Origin of the sequence: Pyxidicoccus trucidator (assembly GCF_010894435.1) — a bacterium.
Classification (GTDB): domain Bacteria; phylum Myxococcota; class Myxococcia; order Myxococcales; family Myxococcaceae; genus Myxococcus; species Myxococcus trucidator.
This window is the reverse complement of the sequence record NZ_JAAIXZ010000001.1, coordinates 611,948-627,979: the sequence shown is the minus strand read 5'-3', so window position 1 is coordinate 627,979 and position 16,032 is coordinate 611,948. Positions and strand designations below refer to the sequence as shown.

The following is a 16,032-nucleotide window of genomic DNA, read 5'->3' as shown; positions in this document are numbered from 1 at the left end:
CCGCGGGGCAGGGGAGCGGGCCGGCCTAGATGGAGGAGGTGGACGAACCCTTGTCCGAGTCCTGGCCCAGCTGCATCAGCGCGCGGAACTCGGGGGAGTCCACCTTCATGAGGAGCAGGTGGACCTCCAGCTCCCCCGGCACCCGGCCGAGCTGGAGCTTGCGCTCCTGCCCGTGGAGCAGGGCCAGCTCGGAGTGGCCCTTGGCCTCGGGCAACTGCAAGTCGAGCTGGAGGAGGAAGGAGTCCCCGGCGGCGGTGGGGGTGAGGATCAGCCGGTAGTCCGGATGCGGGGCGCCCGGGCGGCGGCGCTCGGCGCGCAGGGTGCGACCCGTCTCGCCCAGCAGCCGGGGCTTCGCCACCAGCCGGCCCTCACGGCGGACCTCGACGGCGAAGTAGAGCGGCTCGGCGCTGGCGGCGGCGGGGCTCACGACAGAGGACAGCCCCACCAGCAGCGCCAGCCCGGCAACCACATTACGGACGAGGGAGGTGCGGCCCATGGTGAGGTCCCTTCGAAGCGCCCTTGCCGCGCCGGCCGCGCGGCGTCCAGTCGGGCACGGCCCGTCATCGGCGCTTCTCACTTCATTAGACGTCTCAGGAATATCCCAGTCGCGCCCTGAGTGCGAGCCCCCCGTCATGGGTTGTCCGCCACCGTGCCAAGGGTCGGCTGGCACACAATCGACTACCTGCTTGTTTGTTCAGTCGAGTCCGGATATCCGCCCGGACGCGGGTCGGCCCGCCGCCTGTTTCTCCTCGTCGCCTCCCACTTCCTTGACCCCCCGGGGTCTGCCCGGCATCGTCGACGACCTTCCCGAATGGAACGCACCGAACGCATCCTCGACCTCGTAGCCCTTCTGCTCGACGCGCGCGAGCCCATCTCCTGGGCCGAGCTGCGCGAGCACTTCCCTTCTGACTACGGCGGCTCGGACGATGCCGCCGAGCGAAAGTTCGAGCGTGACAAGGCGGAGCTGGTGGAGCTGGGCTTCCCGCTGACCTACGTGCAGGGCGACGACGACCGGCGCGACGGCTACATCGTCGACCGCGACGCCTACTACCTGCCGGAGGCGGACCTCACCAAGGAGGAGCTGGCCGTGCTGTACGCCGCCGGCTCCGCGGCGCTGGCCTCCGGCGCCTTCCCCGGCCGGGACGACCTGGCGCACGCACTGCGCAAGATTGGCTTCTTCGCCGGCGAGTCGCTGCCCACGCCCCGCGTGCGCATGGAGCTGGGCGCCGTGCAGGAGGGCGAGGAGAAGGAGCTGTCCGCCCGCCTGGAGCAGCTCTGGGACGCGTGCGCCTCGCGCAAGTGGGTGGACATCACCTACGCCAGTCCCAAGAGCCCCAGCACCACGCAGCGCAAGGTGGACCCGTACGGGCTCGCGCTGCGCCGCGGCGTCTGGACGCTGGTGGGCCACTGCCACCTGCGCGGCGGCCTGCGGACGTTCCACGTGCACCGCGTCCGGGAGCTGAAGGTGAACACCGCCCGTCCGCGCACGCCGGACTTCCAGGTGCCGGAGGACTTCTCGCTGGACGCCCACGTGGCGTACTTCCCGTGGCAGCACCGCTTCCACGAGCCGATGGAGGTGGTGCTCCGCCTGTCGGGCGCGCTGGCCTCGCGCGCCGCGAGCCTGCTGCCCGGCGCCACGCTGGAGCCCGCGGAGGAGGGCGTCGTCCGCGCTCGCATGCGGGTGACGTTCCTGGACGGCCTGGTGCGCTTCTGTCTGCAGCTGGGTCCGGACTGCCGCGTGGAGGGCCCGGAGCGCGCCCAGGCGCGGCTGACGGAGATGGCGACGCGCATCCTGGAGCGACACGTATGAGCAACGTCCACGAGCGGCTCCGCCGCCTGCTGTTCCTCGTCCCCTACGTGTCCAAGCACCCCGGCGTCACGGTGGAGTCGCTCGCGAAGGCCCTCAACATCAGCCGTGAGGACCTGCTGGAGGAGCTGGACCTGCTCACCTGCGTGGGCCGGCCGCCCTTCAACCCGGACGACTACATCGACATCTACGTGGACAATGATCGCGTCTACGTGGACCTCGACCAGCGCCTCTTCGCGCCGCCCCGGTTGACGCCGGGCGAGGCCGCGGCCCTGGCCGCCTCGGCGGAGCTGTTGCGCCCGGCGGCGGGGGACGCGCTGCAGAGCGCCCTCCAGAAGCTGGAGCGCATCCTCCCGCCCTCCACCCGCGAGCGCTACCGGGAGATGTACCGGAAGATCGACGCCTCCGCCGAGGCGCCCCAGGCGCTGGCGCCGCTCACCCGCGCCATCATCGAGCGGCTGGAGGTGACGTTCGCCTACGCCACCCCGGGCCGCGCGCCCGAGGCGCGCCGGGTGCGCCCGTACGAGCTGCTCAGCCACCGGGGCCAGTGGTACCTCCAGGGCTTCGACCACATGCGCCAGGACGCGCGCCTCTTCCGGCTGGACCGGATGGAGGACATCGCCGTCACGGACACCGCCTTCCTGCCCCCGCCCGACGCGCGGGCGGACGTGCCCAACCCGGCCCGCAGCCGCACCGAGGTCTCCGTGCGGGTGCGCTTCTCCCCGGTGGCCGCTCCCTACGTGAAGGAGCGCTTCGGCCGGGACGCTCGCCCGCTCGCCGATGGGGGCGTGGAGGTGTCGGTGGCCGGCGATAGCGAGCGCTGGCTGACGCAGTGGGTGCTGTCGTTTGGAGGCGAGGCGCAGGTCATGGAACCCGAAAGCGCGCGAGCCGCCGTTGCCCGAGCGGCGCGGGCCTCGGTAGGATTGTAGCCCCCCATGCCTTTCCAGCTGACGATCTCCGAAGGAAGAGAAGCCGGTAAGGAGTTCGTCTTCGACCAGGACTCCGTGCTCATCGGCAGGTCGACGGATTGTGACGTCGCCCTGTTCGACCCCGGCGTCTCCCGCAAGCACTGCCGCATCTTCCTCGACGGAGAGACCTATTCCGTCGAGGACCAGGGCAGCGCCAACGGCACGCTCGTCAACGGCTCCCCGGTGGCCACGCAGTCCCTGGAGGACGGCGACAAGCTGACGCTCGGCCCGGTGACGTTCGTCTTCGTCATGATGACGGACGAGGCGTCCACGGGTGAGGAAGAGATTCCCGCCGAAGCGCCGCCCGCCGCCAACAGCACCCGCATCGTCTCCGTGGACGCCATCAAGCGGCAGCGCAACAAGGGTGTAGCGCTGGCGCCGGAAGGGGCGGACGAGGAAGAGCTGGAGGAGATGCGCCAGGGCGCCACCCGCCACAACATGCGCTCGCTGCGTCCCGTGGCCCCTGCGCCGAGCTCGCCCCGGGCCTCCGGGCCCAAGGCGGCCATCGAGCGCGCGGCTCCGGCGGCGGCACCTCCCGTCCCCAGGCGCTCCACGGCGGCGGCGGCGCCGGTCCCCGCGCGCCCGCGCACCGGGGGTGCCCAGCCGGTGGGCGGAGGCCTCTCCGCGGCCGAGCGCGCCCGCATCCGTCGCGAGTCGCCCGGCCTCGTCGCCGGCGCGAAGCTCTTCTGGGCGGACGCCAGCTCCGGGGTCCGCAGCGGCATCCTCGGCGGCGCCGCCGCGGTGGTGCTGGGCATCTTCGGCCTCCTCTACTGGCTGGTCATCAGCGACGGCGACGGCGGGCCGGGCAAGGGCGAGGAGCCCGCGCTGCTCAGCGCGCAGCCCATCCGCGACTCGTTCGGCCTGGGTGAGGGCGTCACCTGGGAGCGGCCGGACATGAAGATCTTCCAGTGGGAATACACCGCCGCCACGCGCGCGGTGGTCATCCTCCACTACCAGGCCCAGGGCATCTCCAAGGACGAGGTGGTGGTGAGCGTCAACGGCGTGGACGTGGGCAAGGTGCTGCCCGACACGCTGGCCAGCCAGGACCGCGCGCTGGAGCTGATGATTCCGGCGGAGAACCTCAAGAAGGGCGAGCCCAACCGCATCATCTTCGACAACGTGAAGAACCCGCCGGGCGAGGACCCGTGGGTCATCTGGAACGTGTGGGTCGAGCGCGCGCTGCTGCCGGACCTGCTGCCGGAGGAGCTCGCGCTGAAGGCCAACGAGTCCTACAGGCGCGGCCGGAAGAACTTCGACACGCCGGACATCGGCGCGCGCAACCGCTACGAGGCGTGGAAGGCCTTCCGCGAGTCGTGGCTGATGCTGGAGGCCCACCCGGTGCCCAAGCCGGACCTCTACTTCGAGGCCCAGGAGCGCATGAGGGCGGCGCAGCAGGAGCTGGACCGAACCTGCGCCAAGCTGCTGCTCGAGGTGGAGGGCTACTACAACCAGGGCAACTACAAGGCCGCCTCCGCCACGCTGGACCACGTGAAGGAGTACTTCCCCGAGTACGACCAGCCGTGCGCCACCCGCGCGGAGAACAAGCGCTCGGAGTACGGGCTGTAGCCCGTCGCTCCGGAGTCCGGACGGGCCAACGCCCGTCGCCGGGTGGCGGAAAGTGCCGCCGCCCGGTATGACGGGAGCTTGCTCCGTCCTCCAACCAACGCTGTCGCCCGCCTTGCGGACGTGCGTCGGGGCCTTGGGTTGCCGGCTCGCGGTGTCGTCCTCACCGTTGGGTGGCCATGCGCGACCTGGAGGTGATGAGCGAGCAGTCAGGCGTTTCGAGCGACGGTGAGCCGGGGCTCGTGCGTTCCCCGGGGCCGGTGCCGGTGCACCCGCCCGTGTGGAGCCAGAATGTCTCCGGGCTCCTGCTGTCGCGCTTCTACCTGCCCCGCAGCCATGCGGTGGTGACGGGCAACGCGTGTCAGCTCCTGCGCGACGGTGTCGAGGCCTATCCGGCCATGCTGGAGGCCATCCGCCGGGCGCGCCGCTACATCCGCCTGGAGACGTACATGTTCATCACCGACGCCGTCGGTGAGCTGTTCGGCCAGGCGCTGGCGGAGGCCGCCGAGCGTGGCGTGCACGTGAAGGTGCTCTACGACGCGGTGGGCTCGTGGACGAGCCGCCGGAGCTTCTTCGAGGCGCTGCGCCAGCGCGGGGTGGACATCCGCGCCTTCAAGCCCTTCAGCCTGTCGCGTGGGCTGCGCCACCTGCTGCGCAGGGACCACCGGAAGATTCTCGTGGTGGACGGTGAGGTGGCCTTCACGGGCGGGGTGAACATCTCCGCGCACTGGGCCCCGGCGGGGCAGGGCTCGGGGTGGCGGGACGACGTGCTGCGGATTGAGGGCCCTGCGGTGCACGAGCTGGAGCGGCGCTTCCTGGCCACGTGGCGGATGATGTTCCAGGACCGGTTCCACCGGCTGGCGTCGGGGCTGCATCGCTTCAAGCGCCGGGCACCCAGGCGAGGTCAGGTGAGCCTGGCGGTGCTGTCCAGCCGGCGGAGCATCCACCGGGCGTACCTGCATGCGATTCACCGGGCGCGCAGCAGCGTGCTCATCGCCGCCGCGTACTTCATCCCGGACCGGCGCATGGTGGCCGCGCTGCGCGAGGCCTCGAAGCGGGGGGTGGAGGTGCACCTGCTGCTCAACGCCCGCAGCGACCACCCCTTCCTGGAGTTCGCCACCCGGGCCTTCTACGAGAAGCTGCTGGCCTCCGGCATCCGCATCTTCGAGTGGCAGCGCGGCGTGCTGCACGCCAAGACGGCGGTGGTGGACGGGGTGTGGGGCACCATCGGCTCCTTCAACCTGGAGCGGCTGAGCCTCGCCTTCAACCACGAGGTGAACGCCGTCTTCGCCGACCCCCGCCTGGGGCGGCAGCTGGAGGAGTCCTTCCGCACCGACTGCGGCAACTGCCGCGAGGTGACGCTGGCCGGGTTCCGCCGCCGGCCCCTCTGGGAGAAGGTCCTGGAGCGCGTGCTGTACGCCTTCCGCAAGGTGCTCTGAGGCGCTCCAACCGTCCGGGGCGGGCCTCCGGCCCCGGAACATGTGCCTGGCCCGGCGCCTGAACCCCCAGCAGGACGCATGGTTCCAATGAGCGGGACTGGACTCCGCCACGGGGAACCGTCCGGCCCTGGATGACCGCGCAGGAACCCTTTGCAACGCGTCAAAGGGGGGCCTACAAGTCGCCGCATCCCGCGCATGGAAGGACGGCAACGCACATGACCGACAGTTTCGGCACGAAGTCCCAGCTCAAGGTGGGCTCGGCCACGTACGACTACTACAGCCTGGCCAGGCTGGCGAAGGCGCACCCCGCGGTGGAGCGCCTCCCGTTCTCGCTCAAGGTTCTGCTGGAGAACCTGCTGCGCAACGAGGATGGCCGCGTCGTCAAGCGCGAGCACGTGGAGAAGATGCTCGCCTGGGACCCCAAGGCCACCCCGGACGTCGAAATCTCCTTCCACCCCGCCCGCGTCCTCCTCCAGGACTTCACCGGCGTGCCCGCCGTGGTGGACATGGCCGCCATGCGCGAGGCGCTCGCCTCCATGGGCGGCGACCCGGCGAAAATCAACCCGCGCAACCCCGCCGACCTCGTCATCGACCACTCGGTCCAGATTGACGCCTTCGCCACCACCGCGGCCTTCAAGGAGAACGCGGAGCTGGAGTTCGAGCGCAACCGCGAGCGCTACGCCTTCCTCCGCTGGGGCCAGAGCGCCTTCAAGGGCTTCGGCGTCGTCCCGCCGGACATCGGCATCTGCCACCAGGTGAACCTCGAGTTCCTCGCCCGCGTGACGTTCCGCGAGGGCACCACCGTGTACCCGGACACCCTGGTGGGCACCGACAGCCACACCACGATGATCAACGGCCTGGGCGTGGTGGGCTGGGGCGTGGGCGGAATCGAGGCCGAGGCCGCGCTGCTCGGCCAGCCGATTACGATGCTGATTCCCCAGGTGGTGGGCTTCAAGCTCAAGGGCCAGCTGCCCGCGGGCGCCACCGCCACGGACCTGGTGCTCACCGTCACGCAGATGCTTCGCAAGAAGGGCGTGGTGGGCAAGTTCGTGGAGTTCTTCGGCAGCGGCCTCAAGTCGCTGTCCCTGCCGGACCGCGCCACCATCGCCAACATGGCGCCCGAGTACGGCGCCACCATCGGCTTCTTCCCGGTGGACGAGGAGAGCCTCAACTACCTGCGCTTCACCGGCCGCCCGGATGACGTCGTGGCCCTCACCGAGGCCTACGCGAAGGAGCAGGGCCTGTGGCGCAAGGATGACGCGGCCGAGCCCGTCTTCAGCGACACGCTGGAGCTGGAGCTGTCCACCGTGGTGCCCAGCCTCGCCGGCCCCAAGCGCCCGCAGGACCGCGTGCCCCTCACGGAGATGAAGGCGGGCTACGAGAAGTCGCTGGTGGAGATGCTCGCCGCCGGCAAGAGCAAGGGCGAGGACGACGAGGGCGGCGGCAAGGGCAAGGCCCCCGCGGCCGAGGTGCCCCCGGAGCGCCTGGCCCAGACGTCCACCGTGAAGTCGGGCCGCTCCAGCTACCAGCTCGGCCACGGCGCGGTGGTGATTGCGTCGATTACCTCCTGCACCAACACCTCCAACCCGGCGGTGCTGGTGGCGGCGGGCATCCTCGCGAAGAACGCGGTGGAGCGCGGCCTCAACCCCAAGCCGTGGGTGAAGACGAGCCTCGCCCCGGGCAGCCGCGTCGTCACCGAGTACCTGCGTGACGCGGGCCTGCTGCCCTACCTGGAGGCCGTCGGCTTCCACGTGGTGGGCTACGGCTGCACCACCTGCATCGGCAACTCCGGCCCGCTGCCCGAGCCCGTCGCCAACGCCGTCACCGAGGCGGACCTCGTGGTGGCCGCGGTGCTGTCCGGCAACCGCAACTTCGAGGGCCGCATCAACCCGCACGTGCGCATGAACTACCTGGCCAGCCCGCCGCTGGTGGTGGCCTACGCGCTGGCCGGCGAGGTGGGGCTGGATTTGAACAAGGAGCCGCTGGGCATGGACCCCAACGGCCGCCCGGTGTTCCTCAAGGACATCTGGCCCACGGACGAGGAGATTCGCACCACCATCCGCGCCTCCGTGAAGCCGGAGCAGTTCCGCAGCCAGTACGCCAACGCCATGGAGGGCGACGCGCTCTGGCAGCAGCTCCAGGTGACCAAGGGCTCCACCTTCAAGTGGGAGCCGAAGTCCACCTACGTGCGCAAGCCGCCCTTCTTCGAGAACCTGCCCAAGGAGCCGAAGCCGACGCAGGACATCAAGGGCGCGCAGGTGCTGGCGCTGCTGGGTGACTCCGTCACCACGGACCACATCTCCCCGGCCGGCAACATCGCCAAGACGAGCCCGGCGGCGAAGTACCTCATGGCCGAGGGCGTGGAGCCGAAGGACTTCAATTCCTACGGCGCCCGGCGCGGCAACCACGAGGTCATGGTGCGCGGCACCTTCGCCAACATCCGCCTGAAGAACCTGCTGGTGCCCGGCGTGGAGGGTGGCGTCACCGTCCACATCCCCACCCGCGAGCGGATGAGCATCTACGACGCCTCCATGAAGTACCAGCAGGAGGGCACGCCGCTGGTGGTGCTGGCCGGCGCGGAGTACGGCACCGGCTCCAGCCGTGACTGGGCCGCCAAGGGCACCCAGCTCTTGGGCGTCAAGGCCGTCATCGCCAAGAGCTTCGAGCGCATCCACCGCTCCAACCTCGTGGGCATGGGCTTGCTGCCGCTCCAGTTCGAGGCGGGCCAGGACGCGCAGTCGCTGGGCCTCACCGGCCACGAGAAGTTCGAGATTACCGGCGTCGCGGAGAACCTGGCGCCGCAGAAGAAGCTCACCGTGAAGGCCACGGGCGAGGGCGGCACCAAGGAGTTCACGGCGCTGTGCCGCATCGACACGCCGAACGAGCTCGACTACTACCGCCACGGCGGCATCCTGCAGTACGTGCTGCGCCAGCTGGCCAAGGCCTGAGGCGCAAGTCACCCGTAGCACCGCGGCCCGGCAGTGCCCTCGTGGCGCTCGCCGGGCCGTCGTGTTTCAGCGCTGTGCGCGCGGCGGCTTCAGGGCTCGCGCAGGCGGGCCCAGGCGGCGCGGTAGCGAGCCAGCCGCTCGGCGTCCTTCGGCGTCACCTGGGTGAGGCGGCGCACGTCCATGTTGTCCTCCAGGTCGGCCAGCTTCACCCGCCGGGCCAGGGCGTCCGGCCTCAGGCGCTCGACGAAGGCCTCGTACGTCTCGCCGTCGCGGCGGGTGAGGGCGTCCAGGGCGGCGAGCACCCCTTCCGGGTAGCCCAGCGCGCGCAGCCGCTCCAGCGTCCAGGGCGTGTCCTCCACCACGTCGTGGAGGAGGGCCACGGTGCGCTCGGCCTCGGTCTCCAGCCGCATCATGACGCGCAGCGGGTGGAGGATGTAGGGCTGGCCGGCCTTGTCCCGCTGGCCATGGTGCGCCTGCACCGCGAGGGCGAGGGCGTCTTCGAGGGTGGGCATGAGGGCCTCCCGGGGGAGGCCCCCGGCTTTCAGTTGCAGTTACCGGTACCGTTGCCCGCGTTGGCCGTGAGGCACTCACCCCGGGCCTCGCCGTTGTAGCTGAGCAGCCCCTCCTGCGCGAGCAGGGTGGCCACCGGGCTGCCGTCCGAGTTGCGCGGCGTCAGCGTCTTGGAGATGCAGACGGCGCCCACCACCACGTTGTGGTCATTGTCGCGGTTCCACTCGTTGGAGAGCGGGAAGTGCTCGTCGTTGTTGTCCCGGATGTAGAGGTACACGTCGAGCTCGTTGTCCCCGTCCACGTCCGCGAAGAGCTCCGGGCGCGCCGCCTGGAGGGCGGGGTTGCGCGGGTCCGCGGGCGCCACGTTGTGGCTGGAGCGCACCGGGTCATAGGTGGCGGGCGCGCTCAGGTAGCTGTTCCAGCTCTCGAAGTTGCGCCCGTAGTAGCCGCGCGCCAGCTGCAGGCCGCTCTCCGCGCAGCTCTGACGCTGGCCGATGCGGCCGGTGGCGACGGCGCGGAAGCGCTCCTTGCCGGCGTACAGCATGATGCTGGCGACGAGCCCCAGCAGCACCGTCACCAGGATGATGACGATGAGCAGCGTGGAGCCTCGGGCCTGACGGAAGGTGGGGTGGCGCATGACGGGGCTCACAGGCTGGCCGCGGCCAGGTTGGGCAGCTCCAGGCGGCGCGTGTAGAGACTGCGGTAGAAGCCGTCCGCGACGACGCCGGCCGGCCGCAGGTTGTTCTCGACGGAGATGGGCTTGTCGTCGGACAGCACGACGGTGCTCTGGGTGTCCTTGCGGGGGGTGCGTCCGGTGGCCACCACGCTGATGCGCACCGTGCGCAGGTTCGCCTTGAAGGTGGGCTCCAGGCCGTGCTGCCACGTGTAGTTGGCGGGGTCCTCGGTGCCGCTGGTGTCGAAGCCGAACACCACCTGCAGGTCCTCCACGAAGTCCTGCACCACCGTCGGGGTGGCGCCAGCGACGTCCGCGTACGGCCGGCCCAGCCCGTCCGACGCGAGCCGCCCCTCCGCGCGGTACAGCGCGGACTTGCCCGTCGAGGGGTTGGTCGCGAGGTAGAAGTGCACCAGCCGCACCGGGTACACCCAGTCGCCGCTCTGGTAGCCGCCCTTCTCCGGCGCGTTGGAGAAGCCCGCGGTGCCCTGCTCGTCGTAGCCCACCTGCCCGGGGGCGCCGGGGTTCGCCGGGGTCAGCTGGACGTTGGACAGGAGCGCGCCGGTCGTCATGTTGCTGGCCACGTGGAGCGCCCCCTGCCTCAGGCTCTCGGTGCAGTTGACCTTCACCCCGCCCGTGCCGGCCTGGGCCACGGGCACCGCGGCGCCAGAGGGCGTCCCGTCCGCGTTGAGCGAGCAGGGCTCGCCCATGTAGTTGGGGTCCGGCAGCACGAGCCACAGGTCATCGCTGCCGTCGGCCGTGACGATGTTGCCCGTGGTGCCGGCGCCGGTGGTGCCATCGCGACCGAAGACGGGGTTGGTGCGGATGGGCACGCCGCCCTGCAGCACCCACAGGCCGCCGGGAGCGCCCGCGCCGGCCTGCCGCACCATGCTCATGATGGTCTCCCCCGCGAGCCGGGCGTTGTCGTGGCTGTCCGACGCGTGCTCCGTGTTGTGCACCACGCGGCCGCCGGCCAGCAGCAGGGCCGCCGCCGCCGCGATGATGATGGCCGCCAGCACGGAGACAATCATCGTCTCCAGCAGCGTCATGCCGCGCCGGGAGGCGGGCACCCGTCGGGAGAAGGGGGCGCTCATTGGACGAAGACCTCGCTGTGCACGGTTGCGTTCTCCGGGGGCTCGCCCTTGCGCCACACGCGCGTCCACACCGTCACCGGCTGCGAGCCCGGGGGCAGCAGCGCGGCCGAGTTCACCGCCACGGTGCGCGGCATCCCCCGGGTGACCAGCACCTCGCGGCAGTACGTGCCGGTGGGCACCTCGGTGGCGTTGCACGCCGTGCCGGCCGCAATCGTGGCGGCTGGCGTCTTCACCTCGCCGGTGGCGGACAGCTCGAAGTATGCGCCGGAGCCCGGGTCGTTCGGCACCGCGACGGAGGTGTCCACCTGCCAGGGCTCGGTGCCGGGAGGAATGTCCGGCGGGAAGGTGGAGGGAGGCGCCACCGCCTGGGCCACCAGCGTGTTCTTGTTGGCCAGCCACAGCCGCTGCGCGCGAGCCTCCACCATCAGCCGCTTCACCTGGAAGAGCTGCCCGTCGTGCACGTGGCGCGAGGCCGTCACCATGCCGCCCACGGCGCCCGCGCCGGCCAGCGCCAGCACCGCCATGGCGATGATGACCTCGATGATGCTGGAGCCGCGCGCCAGGGCGCGGCGCCGCCGGAGGAACGGATGCGGGCTCATTCGAAGAACCTCTGGCTCCAGTTGAGCAGCCGGAAGACGAAGTCGTTGCGGCCGTTGACGCGCAGGTCGTCGGTGGGGCTCGACGGGCCCGTGTTGGTGCCGTTGCTGATGAGGGTGTTGGAGATGCGGCTCACCCCCAGCCCCACCACGTAGTCGACGGAGCTCGCGCCGTTGTTGCGGTGGTACACCGCGATGCCGCCGTAGTTGGCCAGCGTCACCCCGGGCAGCGTCGTCGCCGCGCCTGCCGCCGTCGGGGCGGTGTTCCCCAGGTCCAGGCGGTAGGTGGAGCCGGCGGTGAGCCCGTCGAGCGACATCAGGTCGTTCACCGCGCCGTTGGCGGTGTTGAAGTACGCGGTGCGGCCCGCCACGGTGATGCCGCCAAAGAGGTGCTTCGGCGCCGCGAAGCTGAGCGGGAAGGGCGCCGGCTCCTGCAGCACGCCCTGGTCCCCGGCCAGCGTGTGCGCCTGGCCCGCCGTCAGCGGCGCGCCGCTCAACCGCGTGCCGGCCACGCCCAGCGGCAGCCGCCGGTTGCGGTCCAGCAGCGCGACATGCAGCTGGCCCGCCGCGGTCTGCGGAACCCAGGGGACGCCGCCGGTGCCCACCAGGGCGACGGACTCACCCCGGTAGTTGGCGAACGCCGTCCCGGCGGAGATGTCCGCGGGCAGCCGCGCCACCGCCACGTTGGTGGTGATGGGGCGGGGCTCGGCCAGGGTGGAGCCGGTGTCCAGCGCGGCGTACTTGCACGGCGCCGTCGCCGTGCAGGAGGGGCCCAGCCGCGACACATTCACATTCATCCCCGTGGCGCCCTCCAGCTCCCACACGCGGCCCTCCATGTCGCCCACGTACACGCGGGCGGCGCCGCCGGTGTCGGACAGCACGGTGGGGGCGATGGGCGCCGTGTTGTCCACCCAGCTCTGGCTGTACGGCTGCTCCCACTGCCAGAGCTTCTGGCCGTTGGCGACGTCGATGGCGAAGACCTCGATGCCCTTGGCCGCCACCCCCGGCGCGCCGGAGCTGCTGGACGCGACGAAGACGACGTACGTGGGCTCCATGCCCTGCCGCACCCGGCCCATGGACAGGCCGCGCGCTCCACCCAGCTCGCTGTAGTCATAGAGGCCGGTGGGCAGGCGACCCGCGTCCGTCTGCGGCGCCATGAGGAAGACGGAGGTGGGCTCGTGCCACTTCACCGCCCACTGGGTGCCGCCGGTGCCCCGGTCCGCGAGCGCCACCGGCGCGTGCGGCGGGAAGGCGCCCGTCTGGGCATGGCTGCCCACCAGGTGCCACAGCATCGTCGGCTTCAGCGGGTTGGTGACGTCCAGGGCGAACAAGTCACGCCCCGTCTTCCCCACGTTGGCCACCAGCACGGTGCGCCACTCGCGCCGGCCGCTGCCCACGAAGTCCGCGAACACGTCACGGACAATCGGCGCGCTGTCGACGCGGGCGTTGTTGCTGCGCAGCCAGGGCAGCTGCGTGGCCGGCAGGAAGCTCCACAGCTCCGTGCCCGCGGGCGGCAGCGTGCCCCGGCTGAAGCGGTCGGCCCAGTCGGTGGCGAACACGCCCGAGGCGGAGTCGTTGAGCGGGGCCAGGGCATTCTGGGGCCCCTGGTAGCCGTTGCCGCCGGAGACGTAGAAGGCGTGCAGCTGACCGTCCAGGCCCGCCGCGTAGACCACCGTGGGCCGGGGCGCGCGCAGGTCCGGAATCTCCGGGCTGGGAGGCACCACCGTGGGCGTGGAGTTGGCGAACCCGCCCAGGTGCGCGCGGTTGTCCGCGTCCGGGTTGTTGCACTCGCTGTCGCTCGGCTCCAGCACCGGGAGGCCGGTGCCGTCGTCGCCGGTGGAGGTGGCGAAGCAGAAGCCGCGCACGCGCTGGAGCAGCTGCGCCACCTTGGAGAAGTCCGCCCGGAGCGCGTCCTTGTTGAGGCTCTCGCTCGACTGCCCGAAGTCCGCGCCCGCCAGCTGCGGCGTGTACTGCACCGCCTGCTGGAGGTCGCACACGCCGTCCGCTCCGGCCACGAAGTCGAACCGCGACGTGCCGTCCTTCGACACGGCCTCACCCAGCTTGAGCACGTCCACGCAGCGGGTGTTGGGCGCCGTGCCGTAGCTGTCGTTGATGGCGGTGCCGGCCACGCTCTGAGGCTTCCAGCCCACCTGCATCACCCCGCGCGGGGCGCGGCGTCCGGGGCCGAGGTTCGGGTTCTCCGTCACCTGGCCGCCGAAGTAGGTGAAGACGTTGCGCGCGCCAGGCAGCGGCAGCATCGCGTCCGCGTCCCACAGCGTGGCGTCCTCCAGCGCGCTCTCACCCGTCGCCAGCGCGGTGCCGCCGATGAGCGAGTGGGCGCGCAGGTGGCCGGGGAAGTACGGGTACACCCAGCTCGAGCCCTGGATGGGGTCATACGTGTCCACGCCGGGCGGGTAGCCCGACACGGCGTCGTAGGTGGCCGCGAACATCAGGGCCCGCGTGCCGTTGGTGTCGCTGCCGTTGGTGTCGTCGAACGTCACCGGCGCCGCCAGCGCGCGCTCGCTGCCCAGCGGCTCGGAGCCCAGGTTGAGCAGCGTGTTGAGCACGATGCGCGTGCCCGCGACGCTGTGTTTGAAGTCGTGGCCCGCGAGGTAGACGATGGTCGCCTTCTCCGGGTCATTGTCCTTCTGGTTGAAGGAGAAGAAGTCATTGCCGCGCCAGCTGGTCCGGGTGAGGTCCGTGGCGTTGTCGTAGCGCTCGCCGTTCTGGTACTGGTACCAGCTCACCGCGAGCCGCCGGACGCCCGTCTTGTACGTGGCCTTGTAGTTCGTCGTGTGACCCACCACGCTGTTGAAGCGGAAGTCACCCACCTGGGAGAACGGATCGCCCGGGTTCGGGTAGAGCATGCACTCGCCGCGGTCGTCCACGTCCTGCGCCAGGTAGTCCGGGTCCGTGCAGTTGCGTCCGCCCCAGGTGTTGTTCTGGCCGTTGTCGTCGCCGCCGAGTGGGTTGCGCACGAAGCCGCCGGACGTCTGGAAGCGCGAACTCAGCACGGCCTGGCCGTCGGTGCGGCGCGTCGTCTCGTAGGCATGGAGGCTCGCGCACTCGGCGAAGACGCCATTGCCGCGCTGGTTGCCGAAGTACGCGATGTTGTTCAGCACGTTCTCCTTCTGGGAGAGCGCGCCGTCACCATTGGTCCGGTAGGCGGAATGGGTGCTGTCACCCAGCTCCCAGTGCGGCGCCCAGAAGACCTTGTACCGGGGCTTGCGGGTGGTGGGGTCCACCGCGTTGAGCAGGCCGTGGGAATACGTGGCGGTGGAGATGAGGTCCCTGTTGGCGTGCAGCGCGTCGTAGATGAGGCCGGGCGCACCCCCATTGAGGTCGCAGCCGGAGGCGGTGCCCTCGGGGCAGCCGCCCGCGCCGGGGAAGTCCAGGCCGGCGTTGCGCAGGTAGTCGTCCAGCATGCCGCCCTTGACGTAGGAGCGGCCGTTGTCGGGGCGGTCGTCGCCGGGCCCGTCATCCAGGTCCAGCAGGGCAATCTTGGGAGGGACGCGGTTGATGCGGCGGGCCACCGGCGCGGTGAACTCGATGGTGGCCTGGTGCATGCGCACGTGGTGGCAGCGGGTGGTGCCCCGGTCGGGGTTGTTGCTGAAGGTGTCGCAGCTGCTCACGCCCCCCTGGCCGCACCGGGTGCGGAACTTCTCCGGCGACAGCGGGCCGCTGCCGGCCCTGATGAAGTCGATGACGCGCTTCGCATCCTCGGCGGCGATGATGAAGGCGCCACCGCTGTAGCGCGCTGTGGTGAAGCGCGGGCTGTTGACGGTGTTGTTCAGCGTGGTGGCGGTGAAGTGCGGACGCGAGGCGCCGCTGTCCGTCGTGAAGTCCTCCACGTCCCCGTAGGGATACACGCCGCTGGCGGGGAACGGGACGCCGTAGTCCACCTGCACCACCGGCTGCTCGGTGGCGTTGGTGATGGTGAAATCACAGCCGTCGTTCCACCGCGCGTCGCCGCTCGGAGCCGGCGCGGTGTGCCGGTTGGTGGGCACGCACCGGTTGGGCGACAGCTTCTGGTCGTTGATGGCCAGGTACACCGTCACCGGGCTGGTGGCGTTGGGGCCGCCTGCCTGGTTCGCCTGCAGGATGCGCCACACGAGCCCGTACGCGGACAGCGCGCCGCAGCCCTGCTGGAAGGTGGCGTTCTCCGGGATGATGAGCGAGCCACGGCTGAAGGGGACGGTGTCCGTCGCCGAGGCCGGCAGCGCGCACAGCAGCGCCAGGGCCAGCAAGGCTCGACGAGACGAGGAAGGGGGCGGCCTGGAGTACATGGGGGGCTCCGTACCGTGGTGTGGGCCGACCCCGCTGGGTCGGCTTCACACCAGGCCACTGCACGCCATGTGCCCCGGAAGACGGGCGCTCCCTCCGAAGAGGAGTCCGGAAAATCCCGCTGTTTCTGTAAACAGAAGGTGTTTCTTG

General features: G+C 70.9%; 11 protein-coding genes. 5 read left to right on the top strand and 6 right to left on the bottom strand.

The window, feature by feature from the left end:
- Positions 1 to 25 precede the first annotated feature (25 nt).
- Entirely contained in the window at positions 26 to 496 is a 471-nt protein-coding gene (locus tag G4D85_RS02730) for a hypothetical protein (RefSeq protein ID WP_164007569.1), read from the bottom strand.
- Between the two features lie 315 nt (positions 497 to 811).
- On the opposite strand from G4D85_RS02730, the gene G4D85_RS02725 reads away from it, so the two are divergent.
- The 5 genes from G4D85_RS02725 (at position 812) to acnA (ending at position 8,725) form a co-directional block, all read left to right on the top strand.
- Positions 812 to 1,810, top strand: coding sequence for a helix-turn-helix transcriptional regulator (locus G4D85_RS02725; protein ID WP_164007567.1), 999 nt, complete (start codon positions 812 to 814; stop codon positions 1,808 to 1,810).
- On the top strand, positions 1,807 to 2,736 hold the full coding sequence (locus tag G4D85_RS02720) for a helix-turn-helix transcriptional regulator (protein ID WP_164007564.1): 930 nt from the start codon (positions 1,807 to 1,809) through the stop codon (positions 2,734 to 2,736). The genes G4D85_RS02725 and G4D85_RS02720 overlap by 4 nt, the downstream gene beginning before the upstream one ends.
- 6 nt (positions 2,737 to 2,742) lie before the next feature.
- A complete protein-coding gene (locus tag G4D85_RS02715; RefSeq protein ID WP_164007562.1) occupies positions 2,743 to 4,341 on the top strand; it encodes an FHA domain-containing protein in 1,599 nt (532 codons plus the stop codon).
- A 194-nt stretch (positions 4,342 to 4,535) separates the two neighbouring features.
- Entirely contained in the window at positions 4,536 to 5,777 is a 1,242-nt protein-coding gene (locus tag G4D85_RS02710) for a phospholipase D-like domain-containing protein (protein WP_240359037.1), read from the top strand.
- Between the two features lie 215 nt (positions 5,778 to 5,992).
- Positions 5,993 to 8,725, top strand: a complete 2,733-nt coding sequence (gene acnA / locus G4D85_RS02705) for an aconitate hydratase AcnA (RefSeq protein ID WP_164007558.1) — start codon at positions 5,993 to 5,995, stop codon at positions 8,723 to 8,725.
- Between the two features lie 89 nt (positions 8,726 to 8,814).
- Here the strand turns inward: acnA and G4D85_RS02700 are convergent, their stop codons facing one another.
- Genes G4D85_RS02700 through G4D85_RS02680 form a run of 5 tightly spaced genes read right to left on the bottom strand, consistent with a single transcriptional unit; the run spans position 8,815 to position 15,884 of the window.
- Positions 8,815 to 9,237, bottom strand: a complete 423-nt coding sequence (locus G4D85_RS02700; RefSeq protein ID WP_164007555.1) for a GTP pyrophosphokinase — start codon at positions 9,235 to 9,237, stop codon at positions 8,815 to 8,817.
- Positions 9,238 to 9,266: 29 nt separating this feature from the next.
- The gene (locus G4D85_RS02695; protein WP_164007554.1) at positions 9,267 to 9,872 is read right to left on the bottom strand and encodes a hypothetical protein; all 606 of its coding nucleotides are present in this window, start codon (positions 9,870 to 9,872) and stop codon (positions 9,267 to 9,269) included.
- Between the two features lie 8 nt (positions 9,873 to 9,880).
- Entirely contained in the window at positions 9,881 to 11,002 is a 1,122-nt protein-coding gene (locus tag G4D85_RS02690) for a PilW family protein (RefSeq protein ID WP_164007552.1), read from the bottom strand.
- On the bottom strand, positions 10,999 to 11,601 hold the full coding sequence (locus G4D85_RS02685; protein WP_164007550.1) for a type II secretion system protein: 603 nt from the start codon (positions 11,599 to 11,601) through the stop codon (positions 10,999 to 11,001). The genes G4D85_RS02690 and G4D85_RS02685 overlap by 4 nt, the downstream gene beginning before the upstream one ends.
- Positions 11,598 to 15,884 (bottom strand): pilus assembly protein, encoded by a 4,287-nt coding sequence (locus G4D85_RS02680; protein ID WP_164007548.1) that lies wholly within the window; start codon positions 15,882 to 15,884, stop codon positions 11,598 to 11,600. Before G4D85_RS02680 ends, G4D85_RS02685 begins: the two co-directional genes overlap by 4 nt.
- Positions 15,885 to 16,032: the final 148 nt, after the last annotated feature.

Coding starts and splice junctions, on each gene's coding strand:
- G4D85_RS02730 (WP_164007569.1), bottom strand. CDS start 496: ATGGGCCGCACCTCCCTCGTCCGTAATGTGGTTGCCGGGCTGGCGCTG.
- G4D85_RS02725 (WP_164007567.1), top strand. CDS start 812: ATGGAACGCACCGAACGCATCCTCGACCTCGTAGCCCTTCTGCTCGAC.
- G4D85_RS02720 (WP_164007564.1), top strand. CDS start 1,807: ATGAGCAACGTCCACGAGCGGCTCCGCCGCCTGCTGTTCCTCGTCCCC.
- G4D85_RS02715 (WP_164007562.1), top strand. CDS start 2,743: ATGCCTTTCCAGCTGACGATCTCCGAAGGAAGAGAAGCCGGTAAGGAG.
- G4D85_RS02710 (WP_240359037.1), top strand. CDS start 4,536: ATGAGCGAGCAGTCAGGCGTTTCGAGCGACGGTGAGCCGGGGCTCGTG.
- acnA (WP_164007558.1), top strand. CDS start 5,993: ATGACCGACAGTTTCGGCACGAAGTCCCAGCTCAAGGTGGGCTCGGCC.
- G4D85_RS02700 (WP_164007555.1), bottom strand. CDS start 9,237: ATGCCCACCCTCGAAGACGCCCTCGCCCTCGCGGTGCAGGCGCACCAT.
- G4D85_RS02695 (WP_164007554.1), bottom strand. CDS start 9,872: ATGCGCCACCCCACCTTCCGTCAGGCCCGAGGCTCCACGCTGCTCATC.
- G4D85_RS02690 (WP_164007552.1), bottom strand. CDS start 11,002: ATGAGCGCCCCCTTCTCCCGACGGGTGCCCGCCTCCCGGCGCGGCATG.
- G4D85_RS02685 (WP_164007550.1), bottom strand. CDS start 11,601: ATGAGCCCGCATCCGTTCCTCCGGCGGCGCCGCGCCCTGGCGCGCGGC.
- G4D85_RS02680 (WP_164007548.1), bottom strand. CDS start 15,884: ATGTACTCCAGGCCGCCCCCTTCCTCGTCTCGTCGAGCCTTGCTGGCC.